Annotated in this window: 19 protein-coding genes; 12 read left to right on the top strand and 7 right to left on the bottom strand. The window is 66.1% G+C overall.

Annotated features, from left to right (window positions below):
* Positions 1 to 78 precede the first annotated feature (78 nt).
* The gene (locus AC1DQR_RS13950; RefSeq protein WP_477133162.1) at positions 79 to 1908 is read right to left on the bottom strand and encodes an acyl-CoA dehydrogenase family protein; all 1830 of its coding nucleotides are present in this window, start codon (positions 1906 to 1908) and stop codon (positions 79 to 81) included.
* Positions 1909 to 2026: 118 nt separating this feature from the next.
* On the opposite strand from AC1DQR_RS13950, the gene AC1DQR_RS13945 reads away from it, so the two are divergent.
* Complete coding sequence (locus tag AC1DQR_RS13945; RefSeq protein WP_416051249.1) at positions 2027 to 2905, top strand: LysR family transcriptional regulator; 879 nt, start codon at positions 2027 to 2029, stop codon at positions 2903 to 2905.
* 265 nt (positions 2906 to 3170) lie between these two features.
* On the opposite strand, the gene AC1DQR_RS13940 is transcribed toward AC1DQR_RS13945, so the two are convergent.
* Positions 3171 to 3470, bottom strand: a complete 300-nt coding sequence (locus AC1DQR_RS13940) for an antibiotic biosynthesis monooxygenase family protein (RefSeq protein WP_416051250.1) — start codon at positions 3468 to 3470, stop codon at positions 3171 to 3173.
* 248 nt (positions 3471 to 3718) lie between these two features.
* Here AC1DQR_RS13940 and nadC point away from each other — a divergent pair, with 248 nt between their 5' ends.
* On the top strand, positions 3719 to 4555 hold the full coding sequence (nadC, locus tag AC1DQR_RS13935) for a carboxylating nicotinate-nucleotide diphosphorylase (protein ID WP_416051251.1): 837 nt from the start codon (positions 3719 to 3721) through the stop codon (positions 4553 to 4555).
* Positions 4556 to 4703: 148 nt separating this feature from the next.
* Here nadC and AC1DQR_RS13930 read toward each other — a convergent pair whose 3' ends face one another.
* On the bottom strand, positions 4704 to 5249 hold the full coding sequence (locus AC1DQR_RS13930) for a MarR family winged helix-turn-helix transcriptional regulator (RefSeq protein ID WP_174426145.1): 546 nt from the start codon (positions 5247 to 5249) through the stop codon (positions 4704 to 4706).
* A gap of 553 nt (positions 5250 to 5802) precedes the next feature.
* On the opposite strand from AC1DQR_RS13930, the gene phnN reads away from it, so the two are divergent.
* From phnN to AC1DQR_RS13900, 6 genes are all read left to right on the top strand, one after another.
* Complete coding sequence (gene phnN, locus AC1DQR_RS13925) at positions 5803 to 7842, top strand: phosphonate metabolism protein/1,5-bisphosphokinase (PRPP-forming) PhnN (RefSeq protein ID WP_416053333.1); 2040 nt, start codon at positions 5803 to 5805, stop codon at positions 7840 to 7842.
* 70 nt (positions 7843 to 7912) lie between these two features.
* On the top strand, positions 7913 to 8905 hold the full coding sequence (locus AC1DQR_RS13920) for a tripartite tricarboxylate transporter substrate binding protein (protein WP_477133161.1): 993 nt from the start codon (positions 7913 to 7915) through the stop codon (positions 8903 to 8905).
* Positions 8906 to 9090: 185 nt separating this feature from the next.
* Positions 9091 to 10215 (top strand): porin, encoded by a 1125-nt coding sequence (locus AC1DQR_RS13915; protein WP_416053334.1) that lies wholly within the window; start codon positions 9091 to 9093, stop codon positions 10213 to 10215.
* A 286-nt stretch (positions 10216 to 10501) separates the two neighbouring features.
* A complete protein-coding gene (locus tag AC1DQR_RS13910; protein ID WP_174426149.1) occupies positions 10502 to 10807 on the top strand; it encodes a FeoA family protein in 306 nt (101 codons plus the stop codon).
* A gap of 19 nt (positions 10808 to 10826) precedes the next feature.
* Entirely contained in the window at positions 10827 to 12698 is a 1872-nt protein-coding gene (feoB, locus tag AC1DQR_RS13905) for a ferrous iron transport protein B (protein ID WP_416051252.1), read from the top strand.
* A gap of 18 nt (positions 12699 to 12716) precedes the next feature.
* A complete protein-coding gene (locus tag AC1DQR_RS13900) occupies positions 12717 to 13037 on the top strand; it encodes a DUF6587 family protein (RefSeq protein ID WP_416051253.1) in 321 nt (106 codons plus the stop codon).
* A 200-nt stretch (positions 13038 to 13237) separates the two neighbouring features.
* On the opposite strand, the gene AC1DQR_RS13895 is transcribed toward AC1DQR_RS13900, so the two are convergent.
* The gene (locus AC1DQR_RS13895) at positions 13238 to 14593 is read right to left on the bottom strand and encodes a hypothetical protein (RefSeq protein ID WP_477133160.1); all 1356 of its coding nucleotides are present in this window, start codon (positions 14591 to 14593) and stop codon (positions 13238 to 13240) included.
* 817 nt (positions 14594 to 15410) lie between these two features.
* Between AC1DQR_RS13895 and leuA the strand changes: the two genes are divergently transcribed.
* Positions 15411 to 17108: a 2-isopropylmalate synthase gene (gene leuA / locus AC1DQR_RS13890; RefSeq protein WP_416053335.1), complete on the top strand. Its 1698-nt coding sequence runs from the start codon at positions 15411 to 15413 to the stop codon at positions 17106 to 17108.
* A gap of 357 nt (positions 17109 to 17465) precedes the next feature.
* Positions 17466 to 18110, top strand: coding sequence for an OmpW/AlkL family protein (locus tag AC1DQR_RS13885; RefSeq protein ID WP_150986460.1), 645 nt, complete (start codon positions 17466 to 17468; stop codon positions 18108 to 18110).
* Between the two features lie 52 nt (positions 18111 to 18162).
* Here AC1DQR_RS13885 and AC1DQR_RS13880 read toward each other — a convergent pair whose 3' ends face one another.
* Positions 18163 to 18858, bottom strand: coding sequence for an HD-GYP domain-containing protein (locus tag AC1DQR_RS13880; protein ID WP_416051256.1), 696 nt, complete (start codon positions 18856 to 18858; stop codon positions 18163 to 18165).
* 364 nt (positions 18859 to 19222) lie between these two features.
* Positions 19223 to 20719, bottom strand: a complete 1497-nt coding sequence (locus tag AC1DQR_RS13875; RefSeq protein WP_416051257.1) for an AMP nucleosidase — start codon at positions 20717 to 20719, stop codon at positions 19223 to 19225.
* A gap of 172 nt (positions 20720 to 20891) precedes the next feature.
* Between AC1DQR_RS13875 and AC1DQR_RS13870 the strand changes: the two genes are divergently transcribed.
* Complete coding sequence (locus AC1DQR_RS13870) at positions 20892 to 21281, top strand: GNAT family N-acetyltransferase (protein ID WP_174426156.1); 390 nt, start codon at positions 20892 to 20894, stop codon at positions 21279 to 21281.
* A gap of 54 nt (positions 21282 to 21335) precedes the next feature.
* Entirely contained in the window at positions 21336 to 21770 is a 435-nt protein-coding gene (locus AC1DQR_RS13865; RefSeq protein ID WP_150986453.1) for an EamA family transporter, read from the top strand.
* 33 nt (positions 21771 to 21803) lie between these two features.
* On the opposite strand, the gene AC1DQR_RS13860 is transcribed toward AC1DQR_RS13865, so the two are convergent.
* Positions 21804 to 22805, bottom strand: a complete 1002-nt coding sequence (locus AC1DQR_RS13860) for an MBL fold metallo-hydrolase (RefSeq protein ID WP_416051258.1) — start codon at positions 22803 to 22805, stop codon at positions 21804 to 21806.
* Between the last annotated feature and the right edge of the window lie 22 nt (positions 22806 to 22827).

The raw sequence follows: 22827 nt of genomic DNA, 5'->3' as shown, positions 1-22827 counted from the left end.
TTGTCTCCTGGTTTAGGTCTTCTTGCGCCGGGCAGCCGATGCGGCGCCGCGGGGGCTTGTCGGATTTGCGGTAATGCGTCAGAAGAGGTTGACCTGCGCCACCTCGCCGGTGGCGCTCACGGCGCCGTCGGCGGGCGGCGCAATGGTGTCGGCCATCCAGTAAGGCTCGGCCTCGCCGGCCAGCGGATCCTGGGGCAGCACGCGATGGAGCAGCACCAGCTGGGCCAGGCGCATACGCCGTACCGAGCCGATGCGGCCGGCCTCCCAGGCCATGGCGACCGCGCTGGTCACGTGGTACAGCGCGGAGGCGGCCTGGCGCGCCAGCACGTCGCCATCGGCACCGGCTTCGGCGGCGCGGGCAGCCAGCTTCGCAGCCCCGGCGATTGCCGCAGTAAACGTGGCGCGCGCCCCGGCATGCATCGGCGTGGCTTGCAGCAAGCCCGCGAGGTGGGTTTCCAGCACGGGCAGCGCGCCTTCGCGGCGGATGGCACGCAGCACGTCAAGGGCAACGATATTGCTGGTGCCTTCCCAGATCGAGCCGAGATGCGCGTCGCGCACCAGGCGCGGGTCGCTCCATTCCTCGATATAGCCGCAGCCGCCACGCATCTCCATGGCGTCGCCGGTGACCTTGCGCGCATCGCGGCAGGCGCGGAACTTGATCAGCGGCGTCAGCACGCGCATCAGCGCATAGGCATCAGCCTCGCCGGCGTCGGCGCGGCGCAGCGCCTCGGCGGTCTGGAACACCATGGTGCGGGCCTGCTCGGTGGGCAGCGCGAGCTTGAGCAGCTGGCGGCGCATCAGCGGCATGTCCAGCAGGCGCTTGCCAAAGGCGCGGCGCTCACGCGCGATGAACTGGCCCTCGGACAAGGCGCGGCGCATCAGGCCGGCCGCCCGCACGCCGTTGGACAGGCGCGAGTTGTTGATCATGTCGGCCATCTGCACAAAGCCCCGGCCGAGCTCACCCACCAGGTAGGCATGCGCGCCTTCCAGGCGGATCTCGCCGCTGGCCATGGAGCGCGTGCCAAGCTTGTCCTTGAGCCGGATGATGCGGTAGTGGTTGGCGCTGCCATCGGCCAGCGTGCGCGGCAGCAGGAACAGCGACACGCCCTTGATGCCGGGTGCGGCCTCGCCGTTTTCGTCCTCGACGCGGGCCAGCACCATCGCCAGCGCGGCGTCCGGGTTGGAGCAGAACCATTTGTCGCCCGACAGGCGCCAGCCGCCCTCTGCCTGCGCATCGCGCGCGGCGCGGGTGGTGGTGGCGGCCACGTCGGAGCCCGCGCCTTGCTCGGTCATGAACATGGCGCCCTGGTGCAGGTCCTCGAAGACCTGCGTGGTGAGGTTCGGCAGGAAGCGCTCGACCACCGCCGGGTCGCCGAACTTGCGCAAGGTGCGGGTCAGCGAATCGGTCATCGACAGCGGGCAGCACAGGCCGAACTCGGCCTGCACGAACAGGTAGGTCAGCGCGTACTTGGCCGCGGCGGGCATCGGCTTGTCCCAGCCGAGGACGCCGCCACGGTGTGATGCCGCCGCCAGGCCGAACTCGGAGAACGCCACCTTCTCAAGCTCCACGTAAGCGGGATGCTTGTCGATGCGCTGGGCATCGATGCCGGTGCGCGTCCGGTGCGACAAGGTGGGCTTGTTCTGGTCGGCGATATGCGCGAGTTCGTCCAGCACGCCGCCGGCCAGCGCGCCCATGCGATCGAGGTGGGGCAGCAGGTGGGCGAACAGGTCGGGCGGGAGGTAGAGCGGCAGCAGCGCGCGCAGGTCCGGGTCGCTGGCAAACAGGTTGACGCCTTGCTGGTCCGGCACCGGATGCGCGGGCGTGGCAGAGGGTGCGGGCGCGGCCGAGGCGGGCGAGGCGGACAAAGTGGCCGAAACGACAGTTTGGCGCGCTGCGCTGGTCTGCATGGGGTATCTCCTGTGTGTGCCGGCAGTTGGCGCCGGATACTTTGTCTGCATTATTCAAAGTCCGGCGATTCGTGTCTAATTCTAAAATTGGCTTGGTCCATATATTTTTTATATCGCCATGGAATTCCGTCACCTGCGCTACTTCCTCGTCCTCGCCGAAGAACTCCACTTCGGCAGGGCCGCCCGCCGCCTGTCGATCTCGCAGCCGCCGCTATCGCTCAATATCCAGCAGCTGGAAGCCTCGGTGGGCGCACGCCTGTTCGAGCGCGACAGCCGCGGCGTGCGCCTGACCGCCGCCGGCCGGGCCTTTCGCGAATCGGCCAGCGCGCTGCTGGCCCAGGCCGAAGAGGCCCGCCTGCTGGCCCGCGAGATCGAGGCCGGCGCCGTCGGGCGGCTGCGCATCGGCTTCGTCGGCTCCATGCTGTACCGCGGCCTGCCCCAGCGCCTGCGGGCGTTCCAGGCCGGCTACCCCGGCATCCAGGTGGCGCTGACGGAACTCAACTCACAGGAGCAGATCGACGCGCTGCTGCATGACGGGCTGGATGCCGGCTTCATCCACACCGACCGCGTGCCCAACGAACTGGCCACCGCGCTGGTCCATAGCGAGCCCTTCCTGTGCTGCGTGCCGCATGACCATCCCCTGGCGCGCCAGGCCACCGTGGCGCTGAGCGAGTTGCGCGGCGAGCCCTTCGTGCTGTTCTCCCGCAAGGCCTCGCCCGACTACTACAACCGCATCTTCGAGATGTGCGCGGCGCAAGGCTTCTATCCGCAGATCCGGCATGAGGTGCGGCACTGGCTGTCGGTGGTGTCCCTGGTGTCGCAAGGAACCGGCGTGGCACTGGTGCCGGCGGCGCTGCAAAGGTCGGCGATGGCGGGGGCGGTGTTTTTGCCGCTGGCGCAGGCGACGGTGCCGTCGGAGGTGTATTGCGTCTGGAAGGCGGGAACGGACGAGCCCGCGCGCGACCGCTTCCTGGAGAAGATGCGGGATGAGAAATAAGGAGGTGGGACGGCAGGAGGGCCTGGCCCTCCTGGCTCACCCCAAGATGCGGCGAGCGCCTGCGATGGCGAACATAGTCAGGGTAAACACTAGATCAACAAAGAAAATGCCACCTGCTTTACCGGCAGGTGGCATGTCAAATACGCGTGGAACGGGGTGTTCAGCGTGCAAGCAGCTTACCCGCCGCACTGTCCCCCACCAATAACGCAATTGCGTTATTCGGGACCCTACTCAAGCGGGGGAGGTTTGCCCCGCCAGTGCGGATTCAGAACCCCTCAACCGCCACGCTGACATGGCCCACGTCGGGCGCAGCGGCAAAGTAATCGCCAACCAGCTTGCGCCATTCGGCGAAGTCCGCGGATTCGCGGAAATCCACCATGTGGTTCTCGACCGTCTCCCACTTGACCTCCAGCGTGAAGTGCGAGGGGTTTTCGATCGACCTGAGCAGCCGCATGGCGTGGCAGCCGCGGGCGCGCTTGAAGAGCGGCGCCGCCTTGGCAACCGCTGCCTCGAAGTCCGACTCCGTGCCCGGTTTGATCTGGAACTGCGCTATTTCGAGAATCATGTCTTGTGCTCCGTCTGTGCATGTCAGGAAGGCCGGGGCCTGGCCCGGCCGTGCGTCGACATGCATTTTATGACAGGCCGGGACATCGCGCGTCGCCGCGAAATTATTCTTAGATGTCGAACATTACTTGACAAGGCCACGGCAACTGCTAGGATTGCCATACGTACTTCGATATCTAAGTATTTTTTTGCATTCACATCAAGACCGCGACACCAACCCACCGGACCCCCGGAACCCTGGAGCCAAGCATGTACGACCCATTTGCAACCGACAAGCTGATTGACCTGTGGCTGACCGAAGACATCGGCGCCTGCGACCTGACGGTCCACACCATGATCGAGAAGGGCGAGACGGGTTCGTTCTATATGAATGCGCGCGAGCCGATGCTGATCGCCGGTGTGGATGTGGCCGCCCGCGTGTTCTCCCGCTACGATCCGTCGCTGCATGTGGATGTGCGCGTGAGCGATGGCGACAAGGTCGCCAAGGGCGCCATCCTGATTGCCGTGAGCGGCTCGGCGCGCAGCGTGCTGACCGCCGAGCGCACGGCGCTGAACATCATGCAAAGGCTGTGCGGGATCGCCAACCATACCGCCCGCTACGTGGAGGCAATTGCCGGCACCAAGGCGCGCCTGATCGACAGCCGCAAGACCACGCCGGGGCTGCGCGTGCTGGAGAAGCACGCGGTGACCTGCGGTGGCGGCCTGAATCACCGGCTGGGGCTCGATAACGGCGTGATGATCAAGGACAACCATATCGCCGTGTGCGGCAGCATTGCCGCCGCCGTGGAGCGCGCGCGCCGGCAACTGCCCGTGCTGACCAAGCTGGAAGTGGAGTGCGACCGGCTGGACCAGGTGCATGAAGCCCTGAAGGCGGGCGTCGACGTGATCATGCTGGACAACATGTCCGTGCCCGACATGCGCGAAGCCGTTGCCATCGTCAACGGGCGCACCAAGGTGGAGGCGTCCGGCGGCATCAACCTCGAGACCATCCGCCCCATCGCCGAGACCGGCGTTGACTACATCTCCACCAGCAAGATCACCCAGTCCGCGCCGGCCGTGGATATCGGGCTGGACGATGCGGTGTGAACAAGCAGAGTGAACTGGCGGTGTAAAGATACTGTGTGAGAGATACCGTGTGAGCGGGAGTCACTCCTTCCCGCCACTTTGACGCGCGCCTGGCTGCCGCCTCGCGCGCTTTTTTCATGCCGCGCTCGCCGCCAGCGCCGTCACTGGTTCAAAGATCCGCCAGCAGCCGGCCCAGCTCGCGCGTCGACGGCACACGCCGTGCCGTGCCCTGGGCCTCTTCCTCGTCCTTCGCCAGGTTGCGGTTGATGGCAATCAGCACCTTGCGCGCAATCGCGACGTCCTCGGCCGAGACCCCCTCCACGCTGATCTCATTGACCTCCTCGGCCAGCGGCACCAGCTTGCGCTTGAGGGCGCGCCCCGTCTTGGTCAGGAACACATGGACATTCTTCTTGTTGCCAGGCAGGTGCGTGCGCTCGATATAGCCCAGCGCTTCCAGCGCCTTGACCGCCGCGAACGTGGTCGGCTCCGTGACGCCCGCCAGGTCGCTCAGCTCCCGCTGCGACAAACCGTCGTGATCCCAGAGGATCCGCAGGATGGTCCAGTGCCCATAGGAGACCGTGTGTTCGGCCAGGCGCATCTGCAGGGCGCGGATATAGGCCCGGGCGGCGTCCTTCACCATATGCGCCAGGCGCTCGTTGGCGATGTCGCCTGGCTGGGCGGGCACCTGCGTTTCAGTCAGTTTTGAAGTGGCCATAAGACGGTGTGGGAGTCCTTGTCGGCGCCGGCCATGCCTGCGCCCGATGATGGAAAACATGATAACGCGTTAGCAAAGCGCCCGTATGCTCCGCCATGCCGCTCTCCCGGTGGATATTCGTCAGCCAACCATTTTTCTTCGTCCTGATGTAGTGCTCACTACATCAGTGCGGGCTTGCGCCACGACGATGCAGCAACGCACCCGCAGAGGGATTTCCCTGCTAGACATTGCTGGAATCTCCGCCACAGGCCGTGGATACGGCCCTTCCCGGCGATGGCCTGACTCTTGCATATTCTTAGATGTCGAACTTATCTTGACAAGGTTTCATCTGGTGCTAGCATTGCCTTTGTACTTCGATATCTAAGCATATTGTCTGAGGACATACGCGGCACGAAATGGGACCAGGAATGGGACCAAGAGAAAGAAGAGGATGACCATGAAGAACCCCGAGACCTGGAACGACACATGCACAAGCAGCCTGGAAGCCTCCCGCCATCCAAACCGCGTCGGGCCATCGGCTTTGGCGGCGGTCTCCACCACGCGGGATAAGCCCGTGCAAGCTGCCGGCACCTTCTTCCTCGTGGTTGGCCCCAGCGGCGCGGGCAAGGACTCGCTGATGGACGGTGCCAGGGCGGCGCTACTGGCCGATCCGCGCTATGTGTTTGCCAGGCGCGTCATCACCCGGCCAACGGGTTCGCCGGGCGAGGACCACGAGGGCGTGACGGAGGCCGAATTCTCGGCGCGCGAGGCGGCCAACGCCTTCCTGATCACGTGGGCAGCGCATGGCTTGCGCTATGGGCTGCCGGCCAGCTTGCTGGATGAACTGGAGCGCGGCCGGCACGTCATCGCCAACGGCTCGCGCGGCATTGCTGCCGCGCTGGGCGGCCAGCTGCGCAACTTCGTCGTCATCCATGTCACGGCGCCGCTGCAGGTGCTGGCGCAGCGCATTGCCGCGCGCGGACGCGAATCCGGCGACGCGGTGCTACGCAGGCTGGAGCGCATGCCCGATCCGATTCCCGCAGGCGTGGCGAGCGTCTGCGTATCGAACGACGCGGCCATGGCGGTGGGCATCGCGCGCTTCCTGGAAGCGCTGCGCACGGCGTCGACGCCGCTCAAGGCAAGACGCATGCCGATCGCCACCGGCGACGCGCACATTGCTTACGTGTCGCCCGCCTTTGCCGCTGGCCAGACCCGCATGGCCGTGCGCTCGGAAACGGCCGAGATCCCCGCGGCCTTGCATGTGGTCGAGAGCCGGGCCTTGCTGCAGGACGAAGACATCGGCCTGTCCGATGCCCTCTTCGATCGCCTGGGCGTTGCGCCCGGCAGCATCGTGCGCCTGCGCCGGATTCCCGGCCCCGTCAGCCGCGATGTGCTGCGCAAGAAGCTGCGCGGCGATGCCTTGAGCGAGGCCGAGTACGAAGCCGTGCTGCGCGATGCGGTGGAGGGCCGCTATACGGAGATCGAGCTGACCGCGTTCCTCGTGGCTGCCTCGCAGCACCTCACCGATGCGGAAGTGGTCAGCGTCGCTCGTGCCCGCACGCGCTTTGCCCCCAGGATCGGCTGGGACGAACCCATCGTGGTGGACAAGCACTCCATGGGCGGCGTGCCGGGCAGCCGCATCACGCTGATCGTGGTGCCGATCGTCGCGGCGTTCGGGCTGGCAATGCCCAAGACCTCGTCGCGCGCGATCACCTCCGCGGCCGGCACCGCCGAGGCCATGGAGACGGTGGCGCGGGTGGACCTGGACATCGACGACGTGCGCCGCTGCGTGGAGCAAGCGCGGGCCTGCATTGCCTGGAACGGCCGCCTTAATCACTCGGCTATCGACGATGTGATGAATGCCATCACGCGCCCGCTCGGCCTGGACGCCAACCGGTGGTCGGTGGCATCCATCCTCTCCAAGAAATACACGGCAGGTTCGACCCACGTGATCGTCGACCTGCCCTTCGGCCCGCAGGCGAAGCTCAAGTCGCAAGCCGAAGCACAAGCCCTGGGCGTCTTGTTCGAAGCGGTGGGCGCGGGGCTGGGCATGCAGGTGCGCGCGTTCGCGACGGACGGCAGCAAACCCATCGGGCGCGGTGTGGGCCCGGCACTGGAAGTGCGGGATGTGCGGCAGGTACTCAACGGCAGCCCCGACGCACCCGCGGACCTGCGCGAGAAGGCCCTGTTCTTTGCCGGACAGATTCTTGCGTTCGACCCGGCCGTGGGATCTCCCGCCGAGGGGCGGCGGATTGCGGGCGAATTGCTTGCCTGCGGGGCCGCAAGCGCCGCATTCGACCGGATCGTGGCCGCGCAGGGCGCAAGGGCGACACCGGATGCACCGGGCCACCATGTCCACACCGTACCGGCCAGCACAGCGGGCGTCGTCACGGACATCGACGGCTTTGCCATCGCTGGCATTGCGCGCGGCGCCGGCGCGCCACGCCGGCCTGGCGCTGGCGTGGACCTGCTGTGCACGGTGGGGGACCGGCTCGTGGCCGGGCAACCGCTGTTCAGGATCCACGCCGAGACCGCCAGCGATCTGGAGGCGGGCGTACAGGCCCACACTTCGGCGGAGCTCGCCGGGCCACCGATTCGTATCCGGCGGGACTAGCGGCGCGTCCGAGCGCGCCGCCTGCACTGCCGCACTGATCTATCATTTCCTTCAACCGATGAGGCAAAAAATGACATCCTTATCCGTGGTACGCAGTCTCGCATCAATCTCCTTGCTAGGGGCCACGCTGTTCGGCCTGCCTGCGCAGGCGAGCGCCAATATCGGCGGCGACTTTCCACAAAAGCCGATCCGGCTGGTGGTGACGTTCCCGGCGGGCGGGGGAACCGACACGCTGGCGCGGGTGATCGGTACGGAGGTGGGCCGCAGCCTGGGCCAGCCCGTGGTGGTCGACAACCGGCCGGGCGCCAGCGGCAATATCGGCGCCGAGTACGTCGCCAAGAGCCCGTCGGACGGCTATACCTTGCTGGTGGTCAACAGCAGCTTTGCCATCAACCCCGGTGTGTTCCGTAACCTGCAGTTCGATCCGGGCAAGGACTTCAGCGCGGTGATCTCTGTGGCATCCGTGCCATCCGTCATCGCCGTACCCGTTTCTTCCAGGATCCAGACGTTCAATGACCTGCTCGCAGCCGGGCGCTCGGGCAAGCCGCCGACGTACGCCTCCTGCGGCAACGGCACGCCCCAGCACCTTGCCGGCGAACTCCTCAAGATCTCGGCCAGGATCGACCTGCTGCACGTGCCTTATAAGGGTTGCGCCCCGGCGCTCGCCGACGTGCTGGGCGGCCAGGCCGACGTCAGCATCAACACGCTCAGCAACACGGTGCCTTATCTCAAGGCCAACAAGCTGCGCGCGCTGGCCGTCACCTCCAAAGGCCGGTCGCCGCTGCTGCCCGACGTGGCCTCGGTGAGCGAGCTTGGGGTCAGTGGCTATGACGTGGACCAGTGGTTTGGCATCCTGGCCCCGGCGCACACGCCGCCGGACATCGTGCAGAAGCTCAACGCGGCCATCGCCAAGGCCGTCGCCAAGCCGGAGGTCAAGGCCAATCTCGCCCAACTGGGATTTGCTACCGCCAGCAGCACCCCGGCGGAATTCCAGAAAGTGGTGAACACCGATATCGAGCGCTGGAAGAAGCTCGCCGCGCAGATCGGCCTGCGGGTCGACTAAGGCCCAACGAAAGCTAACGAAAGCCTGCTACAGCTCGCCAAGGCCAACTGAGACCCACGGGGCAACGCGCGCCGCCCGCCCCACCCAATCCCATTGCAGCACCGCTACGCCACGGCCATCACGGGTCCCGTGCGACCACTTGCGCCTTGCGTTTGCACTTGCCGTAAGGAAATCACATGAAGGACATGAAGGACATCAAGGCAATGAAAGACACCTCCCGCCTGACGCCCATATTCGCGTTCGCCATCGCAGCACTCACCCTGTCCGCCCCCGCCTGGGCGCAGTCCGGCCTGGTGCTCTATGGCGTCGCCGACGTCGGCATCGAATACCTCACCCACGCCGACGCCAGCGGCAACGCCCTCGCCCGGATGGCTTCAGGCAACCTGTCCGGCTCGCGCTGGGGCCTGCGCGGCACGGAAGATCTCGGCGGCGGCACCAGCGCGTTGTTCGTGCTCGAGAGCGGCTTCGATATCGATGCGGGCACGTTGGGTCAGGCCGGCCGGCTGTTCGGACGGCAGGCCTATGCCGGGTTGAACACGCCCTATGGGCGGATCACCGCGGGCCACCAGAACAACCTGCTCTACGACATCCTGATCAACTACGACGCCATGGCCATCGCGCCGCGCTACTCCGCGTTCCTGATGGATAGCTCACTCGCGGGACGCTATGACAACGCCGCCAAGTACGTAGGGAAGTTCGGCGGGCTGACGGCAAGCGCGATGTACGCGTTCGCGCGCGGGACCTCCGTAACCATAGGCACCACCAGCACCATCACGGGCGAGACCGCCGGCAACGCACGGAACGACCGCGCCTGGAGCACCGCGCTGGAATACACCACGGGCAACGCCGGGGCCACAATCATCTACGACCAGCAGCAGGGCACCACCGGCCTGTCCGGCCAAAACCCGGCGCAGCGCGACCGGCGCATTGCCGTAGCCGGCAGCTACGCGTTCGCTCGCGCCAAGGTGTTCGCGGGCTATCGCTGGCTGAGCGGCGACATTGGCAGCACCCCCACCGTGGCCGCGCGCCGGAACGACCTGTTCTGGCTCGGCGCGAGCTATGCGTTTACGCCAGCGCTGACGTTGAGTGCGTCGGCCTACGTGATGAACGACAAGCGCAGCGCGCAAGATCCCTGGAGCCTCGTCGGCACGCTGGACTACGCGCTGTCCAAGCGCACCGATGGCTACCTGACGCTCGGATACGTCAAGAACAAGGACGGTTCGCGTGTCGGCCTGAACGGCATCCAGGCCAGCATCGGCACCGGCCTGAACCAGCTTGGCGCGGTGGCGGGCATCCGGCACAAGTTCTAGGCCGGGCGGGCTGCGGCACAGCGAGGAAGGCGCGGCACCCTCACAGGGTGCCGCATGGTCGGGCGCAACCGATTGTTGCCTGAGGTGCGCTTTGGGGCGACTGCGGACCGCCGGCATTGTCGTGCGCCATGCATGCGGCGCGCGACTCGCGCACTAATAGCACAACGGCGCGAAATCAAAACACCCGCATGCAAATCGGCTACAATAGGAACGATTTTCATTTACCAACCCTGGTGTGAGTTTGCCGACCGCGTGCCGTGCCTCGCGCCAACGGACTGGAAGCCACATGCGGTTGTCTGAACTTCCGCGGCGCACCGCCGCTGTCATCGTGTCGATCGATGACAACTCTCCTAACGATCCGGTAGCACGCCGCCTGCGCGAACTCGGCTTTGTGCCGGGCGAAGCCGTACAGGTCATCGCGCTGGGACCGTTCGGCATGGATCCCCTTGTCGCCCAGGTGGGCTTTACCCGGTTTGCCTTGCGCCGCGCCGAAGCGGCCCGCATTACCGTGGAAGCGCTAAGCGCCACCGTCTCCAGCATCACGCCGGCAGCGCAGCCCGACGCGCCCGCCGCCAAACGCTCCGCTGCCTGACCGGGCACCTGCCAAGAATATGTCTGTCGCCAACCCGACTTCCGCTTCCCAGCGTCCCGCATTGCGCGTTGCGCTGGTAGGCAATCCCAATTGCGGCAAGACCGCGCTGTTCAACCGCCTGACCGGCAGCCGCCAGAAGGTGGCCAACTACGCCGGCGTCACCGTCGAGCGCAAGGAAGGCCATTTTGTCTCGCCGGCCGGCAGGCAAGTGCGTGTGCTGGACCTGCCGGGTGCCTATAGCCTGCACGCAGCCAGCCTGGATGAAGCCATCACGCGCGATGTCTGCCTGGGCAAGCGCCCGGGCGAGCCGCGCCCGGACCTGCTGGTGTCGGTGGTGGATGCCACCAACCTGCGCCTGCACCTGCGCTTCGTGCTGGAACTGCGCCGCCTGGGCCTGCCGATGGTGCTGGTGCTCAATATGAGCGATGCCGCGGCCAAGCGCGGCATCCACATCGACCGCGACAAGCTGGCCGCCGCGCTCGGCGTGCCGGTGGTCCAGACGATTGCCGTCAAGCGCGATGGCGCCGCCAGCCTGCTGGCCGCACTGGACGCGGCCTTGCCGGAAGTGCCGGATGCCGCCCCCGAGCCGGCATCCGACATGGACGTGCACCAGGAGGTCAAGCGCCTGCTGGATGCCGCTGTGACCATGCCGGCACGCACCGCGGCCATGGACGACCGGCTCGACCGCATCCTCCTGCACCCGGTGTTCGGCCTGGTGATCCTGGCCGTGCTGCTGTTCCTGATGTTCCAGGCGGTGTTCTCCTGGGCCACCCCGCTGATGGACGGCATTGAGGGCGGCGTGCACTGGTTCGGCGAGATCGTCGGCAGCCATCTGCCCGAGGGCATGCTGCGCAGCCTGCTGGTGGATGGCCTGATCGCCGGCCTGGGTGCCGTTGTCGTGTTCCTGCCGCAGATCCTGATCCTGTTCCTGTTCATCCTGACGCTGGAGGAATCCGGCTACCTGCCGCGCGCCGCCTTCCTGCTCGACCGCCTGATGATGGGCGCCGGCTTGTCCGGCCGCTCCTTTATCCCGCTGCTCTCCAGCTTTGCCTGCGCGATTCCCGGCATCATGGCCACGCGCACCATCCAGGACCCGCGCGACCGCCTCGCGACCATCCTGGTGGCCCCGCTGATGACGTGCTCCGCGCGCCTGCCCGTGTACGCGCTGCTGATCGGCGCCTTCATCCCGGCGCGCACGGTGATGGGGATGTTCAACCTTCAGGGCCTGGTGCTGTTCGTCCTCTATGTGGCGGGCATCGTGAGCGCGCTGGTGGTGGCGTACGTGCTGAAGTATTTCCGCCGCGACCGCACCGACCACCCGCTGATGATGGAGCTGCCCTCGTACCGCATCCCCAATGCGCGCGACGTGGCAATCGGCCTGTGGGAGCGTGCCCGCATCTTCCTGTCCCGCGTGGGCAAGGTGATCCTGACGCTGACGGTGCTGCTGTGGTTCCTGGCCACGTTCCCGTCGCCGCCGGACGGCGCCACCGCCCCGGCCATCGACTACAGCTTCGCCGGCATGATCGGCCGGGCGCTTGAGCATGTCTTTGCACCGATCGGCTTCAACTGGCAGATCTGCATCGCGCTGGTGCCAGGGCTGGCGGCGCGCGAAGTCGCCGTGGGCGCGCTGGCCACCGTCTATGCGCTGTCCGGCAGCGAGGACGCCATGGCCAGCCAGCTGGTGCCGATGATCGCCGCGCAATGGTCGCTGGCCACCGCGCTGTCGCTGCTGGCCTGGTTCGTGTTCGCGCCGCAGTGCATCTCCACGATGGCGGTGATCCGGCGCGAGACCGGCTCCTGGAAGGTCATGGCTGCCTCGACGGCCTACCTGTTCGGGCTTGGCTACGTGGCGGCCTTTGCCACGTACCACATCACCCTGATGCTGAGCTGACGCGAGGACATTGCAGCCATGAGCCTCTACCACGCCATTGAAACCCTGCTGGTGCCGCTGATCGTGCTGGCCTGCATGATCTCCGTGCTGGCCCGCTATGCGCCGCGCACCCGCGAACGGATCAAGGCCGGGCTGGCGGCACGCCTGGGTGGCACCGCTGCCACCGGCTGGCGCCGGCGCGCAGCAGCCTGGCTGGCACCCCAGGCCGCGGCCGGCTGCGCGAGCGGCTGCGACAGCGGCGGGTGCAATACCTGCGGCTCCAGCACCACCGGCAGCACGCAGCCGGCGCCGGTCACGCAGGCCGGCGAGCAAGTCATCCGCTTCGTGGCCAAGCGCTGATTGGCAGCACGATCACGCCCCAAAACCCATCGCTGGCCACGTTTTTGATCCACGCAGAAACGGGTACGCTTTGGGTTCGCCGCGCTGGTTCACAGCGTCTTCGGCATCTCCTCCCTCTCGTTTTCCCTCCTCGTCCGCACCTGCGCGGCACGATCTCCACCAACAACGGCGCCCGGCAGGAACACATGCCGGGCGCCGCATCAACTCACCGTTCCCGGAATCGTGATGGAAATCGGCTGCAGTTCAGGGCCGGCCGTGCAGGTTGCGGTCACTGTGAAATCGCCGAGCGCCAAAGGCGTCACCACGATCTGCGCAGCATTGACGCCACCCGCGAACGCTACGTTGGCGCTGCTGGTCCAGCTCCAGCCCGTGCAGCCAAGATAGGGAACGTCCGCGCCGAAGTTCTTGAGCGTGGCGGTGACGGGAATCGGCACGGGCAGCGACAGCAGCAGCTTGGGCGGTTGCGGCCCGTTATAGACCAGCGCCCACTTCGGCTGCTCCGTCACCGTCAGGCTGGCCTTGGGCGTGCCCGCTATCTTGCTGCTGGCCGCGCTCACCTGCAGCAGGCTCTGCACGGTGGGCGTCCCGATCACGATGCTGGTGCTCAACGTGGCTTGCCGCGTGGCCGGATCCGCCGCGACAGAGAGCGTTGGCGAGGTGGCGGCGTAGCTCCAGGAGCCGTCGAAATCCGCGGTGGAATCATGCGAATCGCTGCGGATCACGCGCGCGTTGAAGACCTGCGGATAGCCGTTCAGCACAGACAGCGCATTGATGGGCACGCCCCCTTGCGATAGCTCGAGCCGGTAGGTGTAGCCAGTGTTCTTCTGCACCGTCACCAGCATCTGCCCGCTGACAGCAATGCCATTGGGCGCGGTGACCGAGACCGTGACCGTGCCGACCGCGGCAACGGTATCCGAGCTGTTGACGCCCGTCAGCGATGCGGCATTCTGCGCGGCGCTGACCTGCACGTTGCTAATCGAGCTGGCCCAGGCCCAGTCATGCACGGCTGCGCTGACGTCGCTGCCGTTGCCATCGACCAGCGTCGCCTTGACCGGCTGCACCTGCCCGTCAACCAGCGACAGGACCGGATTCGACAGTGCCAGGTTGTAGCTGACGGCGGTGGGCTGCACGGCCACCGAGGCGGTTTGTGCGGGCAGTTGCGTGGTGCTGTTGTCCGCCGCCTTGACGGTGGCCACCACCTGGATGGTGGCCGTGCCCACCGCCGCACCCGTGATGGTGGCGCTGCCGTTTGCGGCCGGCACCACGGTGGCGATGGCGTTGCTGGATGAAGTCCAGGCAAAGGTGCTGGACGACGTTACGTCCGCGCCCTTGCTGTCCACCACCGAGGCTGACATCGAGATGCTGCGGCCCACCCCGACCTGTCCCGAGGTCATCGTGAGCGTCACCGAGTATTTCACCGGGGTGGTATCCGCCGCGGTGCTCGCGGTGGTGGGCGATGCAGCGCCCGAACTGCCACCGCCGCCACCACAGCCCGCTATCAGCAATGCCATGGCGGCGCAGGCCAGCCATGCTTGCCACGTCCTGGTGTTTCTCATGATGTCTCCCCGTATGGCGTTAAATCCCGGGCCCCCTGCCGACAAAAGCGGAAGCAGGGCGCCGCTGGCCAGACTCGTCAGGTTGGCGCGACCGGACAGGCAAATGGCGGAATTGGACGGTCGCGTGCTATCTAGGCTAGTCACGATGTGCACGCTGCTGTACCGGCCAAACGGCTGAGAGTTCAGCGCTTATGTACGCTGACGCACGCCTGGGCTCAGTCACAAGCCCGTGCTGATGGCCAGGCGGAGGTGGCTGGCCATCCGGTTGTCCGCAGGGGACCCGGCGCACTCGTCCTTGACGCCCGTTCGCGTTCTCGACTATTCTTGCCGGATGCCGACCGCTGAAAAGCGGGCTCGGCATGCGTGACAAGTACTAGTGATCGACGCATCTTGGTAATTGGCGTAAGCCGCGTCATCAGCGTCATCCGCACCGCTTCCCACACACTACGCAATGCACCAAGCCACCTGCTTCCACCGCCGCGCCGCCGATGCCTCCCGCATCGCTGCAGCCGCGCGCGTGCCGGCAGCAGGTTGCGCGCTGGGTACCGCCATTGCTCTAGCTGCACCGGCCCTGTCGGCGCCGCGTCTTTCCTCCTCGCTACTGCTAGACCTACTGATCGGTTGCCGGGCCTAGTGCCTAGTGCCTAGTGCCTAGTGGCAGTTCGGCAGCCTCGCGCCACCCTTTTTCCGCATCGGCTTTCTGACGCCTTCGCTATTGAGCGCTTCAACGCCCTGGCGATCTTGCGTCCTGCCTTTTGCTTTTTGTTTTTTGCTTCTTGTGTCTTGCATCTTCCCGCGAGGAAGGAGAACCGTCATGATGTTGCGCAACCCCGCCACCAAATACCGCCCGGCCACTACCGTAGATATCGCCGACCGAACCTGGCCCGCCAAGCGCATCACGCGCGCGCCAGTCTGGATGAGCACGGACCTGCGCGATGGCAACCAGGCCCTGATCGAGCCGATGAACCCGCAGCGCAAGCTCCGCTTCTTCGAGCAACTGGTCAAGATCGGGTTGAAGCAGATCGAAGTGGCGTTCCCATCGGCCTCGCAGACCGATTTCGATTTCGTACGGATGCTGATCGAGGAAGACCGCATCCCGGACGACGTGACCATCGTGGTGCTGACCCAGGCGCGCGAGGACCTGATACAGCGCACCATCGAATCCGTGCGCGGCGCCGCGCGCGCCGTGGTGCACCTCTACAACCCGATCGCCCCCGCGTTTCGCCGCATCGTGTTTGGTGCGAGCCGCGAGGAGGTCAAGGAGATCGCGCTGGCGGGCACCCGCCTGATCAAGGCGCTGACCGACGGCATGCCCGAGACGGCATGGACCTACGAATACTCGCCCGAAACCTTCAGCATGACCGAGCTGGATTTCTCGCTCGAGGTTTGCGATGCGGTATCCGCGATCTGGCAGCCCAGCGCCACGCGCCCGCTCATTCTCAACCTGCCGACCACAGTGGAATGCAGCACCCCCAATATCTTCGCCGACCAGGTCGAATGGATGCACCGGCATCTTGCACGGCGCGCGGACATCGTACTGTCGGTGCACCCGCACAATGACCGTGGCACCGCAGTGGCAGCCGCCGAGCTTGCCGTGATGGCGGGCGCCGATCGCGTGGAAGGCTGCTTGTTTGGCAATGGCGAGCGCACCGGCAACGTCGACCTGGTGACGCTGGCGCTGAATCTCTACACGCAGGGCGTGGACCCCGAGCTCGATTTTTCCGACATCGATGAAGTGCGCCAGTGTGTGGAAGATTGCAACCAGCTCCCCGTGCATCCGCGCCACCCGTATGTGGGCGACCTCGTCTTCACGGCCTTCTCCGGCTCGCACCAGGATGCGATTCGCAAAGGCTTCGCGCAGCAGAAGGCGGATGCGGTCTGGGAAGTGCCTTACCTGCCGATCGACCCGGCCGACCTTGGCCGCAGCTACGATGCGGTGATTCGCGTAAACAGCCAGTCCGGCAAGGGCGGCATGGCCTATCTGCTCGAACAGGTGCACGGCATCTATATGCCGCGCCGCCTGCAGATCGAGTTCAGCCGCGCGGTGCAATCGATGACCGACGAGAGCGGGCTCGAAGCCAGCGCCGATGACTTGTATGGCTTGTTCAAGCGCGAATATCTCGAACATGAGGCCCCGCTGCGTTATATGGGCCACCAGATGGTGTCCGGCAGCGACGGCCAGGTGGAGATCGAAGTGGCGTTGCTGCGCGATGGCGAAGCACTCAGCGCGCGCGGCCGGGGCAACGGCCCGATCGATGCGTTCGTCAGCGGCCTCAAAGGCGCGCTGGACATGCCGGTGCGCGTGATGGATTACCACGAGCACGCGCTGTCGTCCGGCGCCAATGCTGCCGCGGCCTGCTATGTGGAAGTGCGGGTAGGAGACTCCACCACGGGCTTTGGCGCTGGCATCGACGCCAGTATCGTCACGGCATCGCTCAAGGCCGTGGTGTCGGGCGTGAACCGCCACCTGCTTGCGGCCAGCCAAGTGCGGCGCGAACAAGCCCTGGTCGATTGATGCCGCCCGCGCCCGGGCTCAAGGCCTCGGCGCAGAAAAGCCGGTGTGCCCCGCCCCCACGGGGCACACCCGGAAAGACGCCCTTGCGGGACGCCCACGACATGCTCGTTGCTTGACTGTGTGCACAGCGTAAGGCGGGCGCAAACTTGCCGCCACGAATATTTGCGCATGTCCTTAGAAGCCCGGCCCGGGATTGGAAATGCGAAAGAGCGCGGCACGGGCCGGGACTGTCGCAACGCGGCGACGCATGCGCATGCGCGCGCCACCGATGCCCATCTTCTTGCTTTCGGTCAAGGCTCGACCGGAAACGCTGCGCCAAACTGTGCGTGAAGTTTCCTAAAACACGAGCCAACCATCATGAAGAAGCACCTGCATACCCGTCTGTGCACCACCGCCATTGCCACCCTTGCCGTGCTCGGCGCCGTTGCCGCAACGCCCGCTGCTGCTGCCGATGAAGCGCAGGGCAACTGGATGGTGCGCCTGCGCAGCACCTATCTCGACATGGCCGGCAAGTCCGACCCGATCGGCGGCGTTGGCGCCTCGGACCGCATCACGGTCAACAACAAGTGGATTCCGGAACTCGACGTCACCTACTTCTTCACGCCGCACATCGCCGCCGAGCTGGTGCTGACCGTGCCGCAGAAGCAGAACGTCTACCTCGATGGGAACAAGATCGGCTCCTTCACGCATCTGCCGCCGACGCTGCTGGTGCAGTATCACTTCATTCCCAACGGCACCTTCCGCCCGTATATCGGCGCCGGCCTGAACTTCACGCGCATCTGGGGCGCCGACATTGCCAACAATTCGCTGTCGCTCGATAGCTGGAGCGTGGCGCCGGCCCTGCAGATCGGCATGGACTACAAGCTCACCAAGAACTGGTTCCTCAATGCCGACGTCAAGAAGGTGTGGCTGTCGAGCGATGTAAAGGCGGCGGGCGTGAAGGTCTCGAACGTGAGCCTGGATCCGTGGCTGTTCAGCATGGGTGTGGGCTACCGCTTCTAACGAATCGCGGTATGTCGCTCCACGGCACAACGAACGCGCGGCGGATCCCGCGTCAGGCTCCGGCTTGGCGCGGGATCTGCCGCAATGCGTTGCGATTCAAGCCATAGAAGCGCGCGACCACGGCCATCTCGGAGCCAGCGTCCAGCAGCGCTTGCGCTGATTTCCGGCTCCGCAGTATCTGCGGGATGTTGGCAAGGAAAACGCTCGCCACGCCCGGGTCGAAATGCGTGCCGGAACCTGCCGAGACAATCGACAGCGCATCGTCGTCGCTCATGCCAGGACGATAGCAGCGCGACTCCGTCATGGCATCGAACGCATCGGCGATGGCCACGATCCGCGCGGCCAGCGGGATCTGCTTGCCGGCCAGGCCGCGCGGATAGCCCGTGCCGTCAAAACGCTCGTGGTGGTGGTGCGCGACCTGCGACGCCAGACGCATCAGCACGTCCGCACTGCCCGCAAGTATGTTCGCGCCGATCTCTGCATGCCGCTCGATCACCTGCCGCTCTTCGGGGAGCAGCTTGCCAGGCTTGAGCAGTATGGCATCGGGGATGGCGAGCTTGCCCACGTCGTGCGCCGGCGTGGCGAGCCGTATGCGCTCGCAGTGCGCCGCATCCAGCCCCACCAGATCGGCAAGGCAGGCGGCGATCGTCGCGGTGCGAACGAGATGGCCCGATGCATGCGGGTAACGCAAGCAGCCAGCGAGCGTCAGGCTGGCCAGCGTAATAACCGCATGGGGATTCGTAGTCATGGTGCTGAAGCTGGGCGAAGCGCGAGATTCTATGCCTGCCAAGGCATATCGCCAATAGCTGATGGCGAACCACTTTCGTGGCCACGCACTTCGCCTGCCTCAGTCCATGCAGAGATTGGCCTGCTTGACGAGCGTGAAGAGCTTGCCAAGCTTTCCGAAGCGGCCGATCGCTGCCTGGATCTGGCCTATGCGGTGTTTCCGGAACGGCACAATATGTCAGCCAAGGTCAGGGCGTTCCTTGACTTCCTGGTGGCGCATTTCGAGGGGAAACTGGCCAAGACGCGTGGCGGCCCGACCGCGTGGTGAGTGGGGGATGCAAGACACCGGCGTCCCCGCTCGCACGGGAACGCCGGCAGGCGCCAGCCTACCGGAACGCCGGCTCGTCAAAACTGCGCAGCTTTCGCGAGTGCAATTGCTCGGCACCGCCCTCGCGCAAGATGCGAATCGCCTCCAGCCCGATCGACATATGCTGGCTCACCCGCTGCCGATAAAACGCATTGGCCATGCCGCGCAGCTTGAGTTCGCCATGCAGCGGCTTGTCGGACACGCATAGCAAGGTGCCATACGGCACCCGCAGGCGGAAGCCGTTGGCCGCGACCGTGGCGCTTTCCATGTCGATGGCAATCGCGCGAGACTGGTTGAAGCGGGCGTACAACGCCTTGGACTTGAGCTCCCAGTTGCGGTCGTCGGTGGAGACAACGGTGCCGGTGCGCATGCGGGTCTTCATCTCGTTGCCGGACAAACCCGTCACGCGCACCACGGCCTCTTGCAGCGCGACCTGGATCTCGGCGATAGGCGGCACCGGCACCCAAGGGGGCAGGTCGTGATCGAGCACGTGGTCGTCGCGTACATAAGCGTGCGCCAGTACGTAGTCGCCGAGTTGTTGCGAGCGGCGCAGGCCGCCGCAGTGGCCGACCATCAGCCAGCAATGCGGACGCAGCACGGCTAGGTGATCGGTCATGGTCTTGGCGTTGGACGGGCCCACGCCGATATTGACCAGCGTGACGCCAAGCTTGTCCTCGCGCACCAGGTGATAGGCGGGCATCTGCGGCAGCGCGCGCGGGCGCAGGGCGTCGTCGGGCTCGGCCTCGCCACGCTCTTGCACCACATCGCCGGGTTCCACGAAGCGCGCGTAGCCATCCGCGCCTTGCGCGTCTTCGGCGGCCATCAGCGAGCGGCCGAGCGCAATGAATTCGTCGACGTAGCGCTGATAGTTGGTAAACAGCACAAAGCGCTGGAAATGCTGGGGCGCGGTGCCGGTGTAGTGATAGAGCCGCTGCAGCGCCAGGTCCACGCGCTCGCCGGGAAACATCGAGAGCGGCCAGGCTTCGCCGGGCACCGGCTCATAGGTGCCGTTGGCGATGGCGTCGTCGATGCGGCTCAGCTCGGGCAGCACGAACGAGGCTTCGAGCTCGCGCGCCTGCGTGTAGCTGATGTCCGTGGTGGAGGCTTCGATGACGAACGGCAACGGGATCGGGCGGCGGCTGACGCCGACCACCACGGGCACGCGGTGGTAGCGTATCAGGCGCTCGATCTGGTCGCGGTAGTAATCGGCCAGCAGTTCGGGGCGGGTGACCGTGGTGCCGTAGACCCCGGGGTAGGCAACCGTGCCCCAGGATGGCCGGCTGTCGGTGACCATGGTTTCGAGATTGACCGAGATGCCCAGGTAGGGATAGCAGGCATGTGCCGCGGACGGCAGCGGCTGGCCCTGGGCGAAGGCGTCGAAGCGCGCGCGGATCGCGCCGACCGAGGCATCGTAGATTTCACGGATGCGAGCCAGCGCCGCGTCGGCGTCGGAGTACTCGGCCAGCTGATCGGCCGGATGGGCGGAAGAGAAGATCGAGGCATTCATGGGAAACATGATACCCCGCTACAGAGCGGAAGCAACATGGCCCGCCGCAAATTGACGGGCCTTCGCGCGCTCGCTACACTGCCTGCAGTCTTTTTGCGGCCCCGCGCCGCACTCGCCTCGTGACGCCCCCCATTAGAAGGGCAGCGCCGAGTTGCCGTATCTGCTTGCATGGGGAGCCCCGATGGAAATCCGCAATCTGCTGCCAGAAGAGATCGAGGCGGCCAGACAACTCCTTGCGGCAAACGGGTGGGCGCACCGCGTTGCCAACACGGAACGCTTCGCCCGGCTGATCGCCAACTCGCAACGGGTGGTGGTGGCGGTCGATAACGGAGAGATCGTGGGTTTCGCGCGGGCGCTGTGCGACGACATCTCCAACGGCTACCTGTCGATGGTCGCGGTGACACCGAGCCATCGCCGCCGCGGCATCGGCCGCGCGCTGGTGCGCCACATCGTCGGCAACGATCCCGATATCACGTGGGTGCTGCGCGCCGGGCGCTCGTCCGAGGCGGCCTTCTTCGGGCAGCTCGGCTTTGTGCCCTCGCTGGTGGCCATGGAGCGCCGGCGCACCTGAGCCGGGCCCCGCGGGCTGGCCTGCCGCTCAATCCTTCATCGCGCACAACAACACATGGCTTCTTCCACCGGTTGGTTTCATTGGGCGTTGCTGTCGGCCGTATTTGCCGCGCTGACGGCGATCTTCGCCAAGATCGGGCTGGAAGGCGTCAACTCGGACCTTGCCACGCTGGTGCGCACGGCGGTGATCATCGTGGTGCTGAGCTTTTTCGTGGTGCTCACGGGCAAGTGGAGCAACCCGCTCGCGTTGTCGCCGCGGACGTGGATCTTCCTCGTGCTCTCCGGACTTGCCACCGGCGCCTCATGGGTGTGTTACTTCCGGGCGCTGAAGATTGGCGATGCCTCGAAGGTGGCGCCGGTGGACAAGCTGAGCCTGCTGCTGGTGGCGGTGTTCGCCGTGATCTTTCTCGGCGAACGCCCCAACCTGCGCGAGTGGGCCGGCATCGCGCTGGTCGGCGCCGGCGTGCTGGTGCTGGGGTTCAAGCGCTAAGAGGCAGCCGCGGCACATGGGGTCGCATCGACCTTACCGGTCCGTGCGCAGCGGCCCGTATTCCACCGGCACCCAGGCGTAGCCCTTGCTCTCCACGCGCACATGGCCGATCCCCGGGAACGGCAAGTGGGCGCCCGCCACCCACAGCTTGCCGCGCGCGGCATCGGCGAAGATCTTCTTGCGTGTGCGCACCGCCTGCGTGCTGTCCGCGTCGAACTCCAGCGCCACCTCTGGGCGGCGGAACTGCACCGCGTGGCTGTGCACGATATCGCCCCACACCAGCAGGCTTTGATTGCCTGACTTGAACAGGTAGCCATTGTGGCCCGGGGTATGCCCGCGCGCCGGCACCGCGCTCACGCCCGCCACCAGCTTGTCGCCCGCGCCAAAGGTACGCAGCCGGCCGGCGGCCTGGTAAGGGGCGACGGCGGCGCGCGCCATGGCGAACGAGGACTGCGCATCCCGTGGTGCGCGCGCGGCGGTGGCTTCGTCCAGCCAGTAGCCCGCCTCGGCCTTGTCGACATACACGTTGGCGTTGGCGAAGACGGCCTTGCCGTCGGCCATCAGGCCGCACACATGATCGCCGTGCATATGGGTCAGCAGCACCGTATCGACCTGAGCGGGGTTGTAGCCCGCCGCGCGCAGGTTCTCGACAACGCGGCCCAGCGTGGGGCCGAAGCAAGCCGCCGTGCCGGTGTCAACCAGGATCAGGTTGGCGCCGGTGTTGATCAGGTAAGCGTTGACGGCGGTCTGCATGCCGGGCGCGGAGGCCACGAACATGCGCGCGAGCAGGCCTTGTACCTCGCCCGGACTGGTGAACTTGAGCACCTTGGTGTCCAGGTCGACATAGCCGTCGTAGAGCGCGGTGACCTCGAACTGGCCCAGCATCATGCGGTAGTAGCCGGGCACCTGGGTCTTCTGCTGGGCCGGCGGGGCCGCCGGCGGCCGGACCTGCGCCAGCGCGGGCAGGCCGGCGAGGGCGAGGGTGCAGACCATCGAAAGCGAAGTCAGGCGGGCAGCAAGGCAGGGCAGGGTCATGGGTCGATCCTTTAGGAGGGCA

It is taken from the genome of Cupriavidus sp. 05L411 (assembly GCF_056398045.1).
Note: the sequence above shows the minus strand (reverse complement) of the source record. Positions and strands in the feature narration are given on the sequence as shown.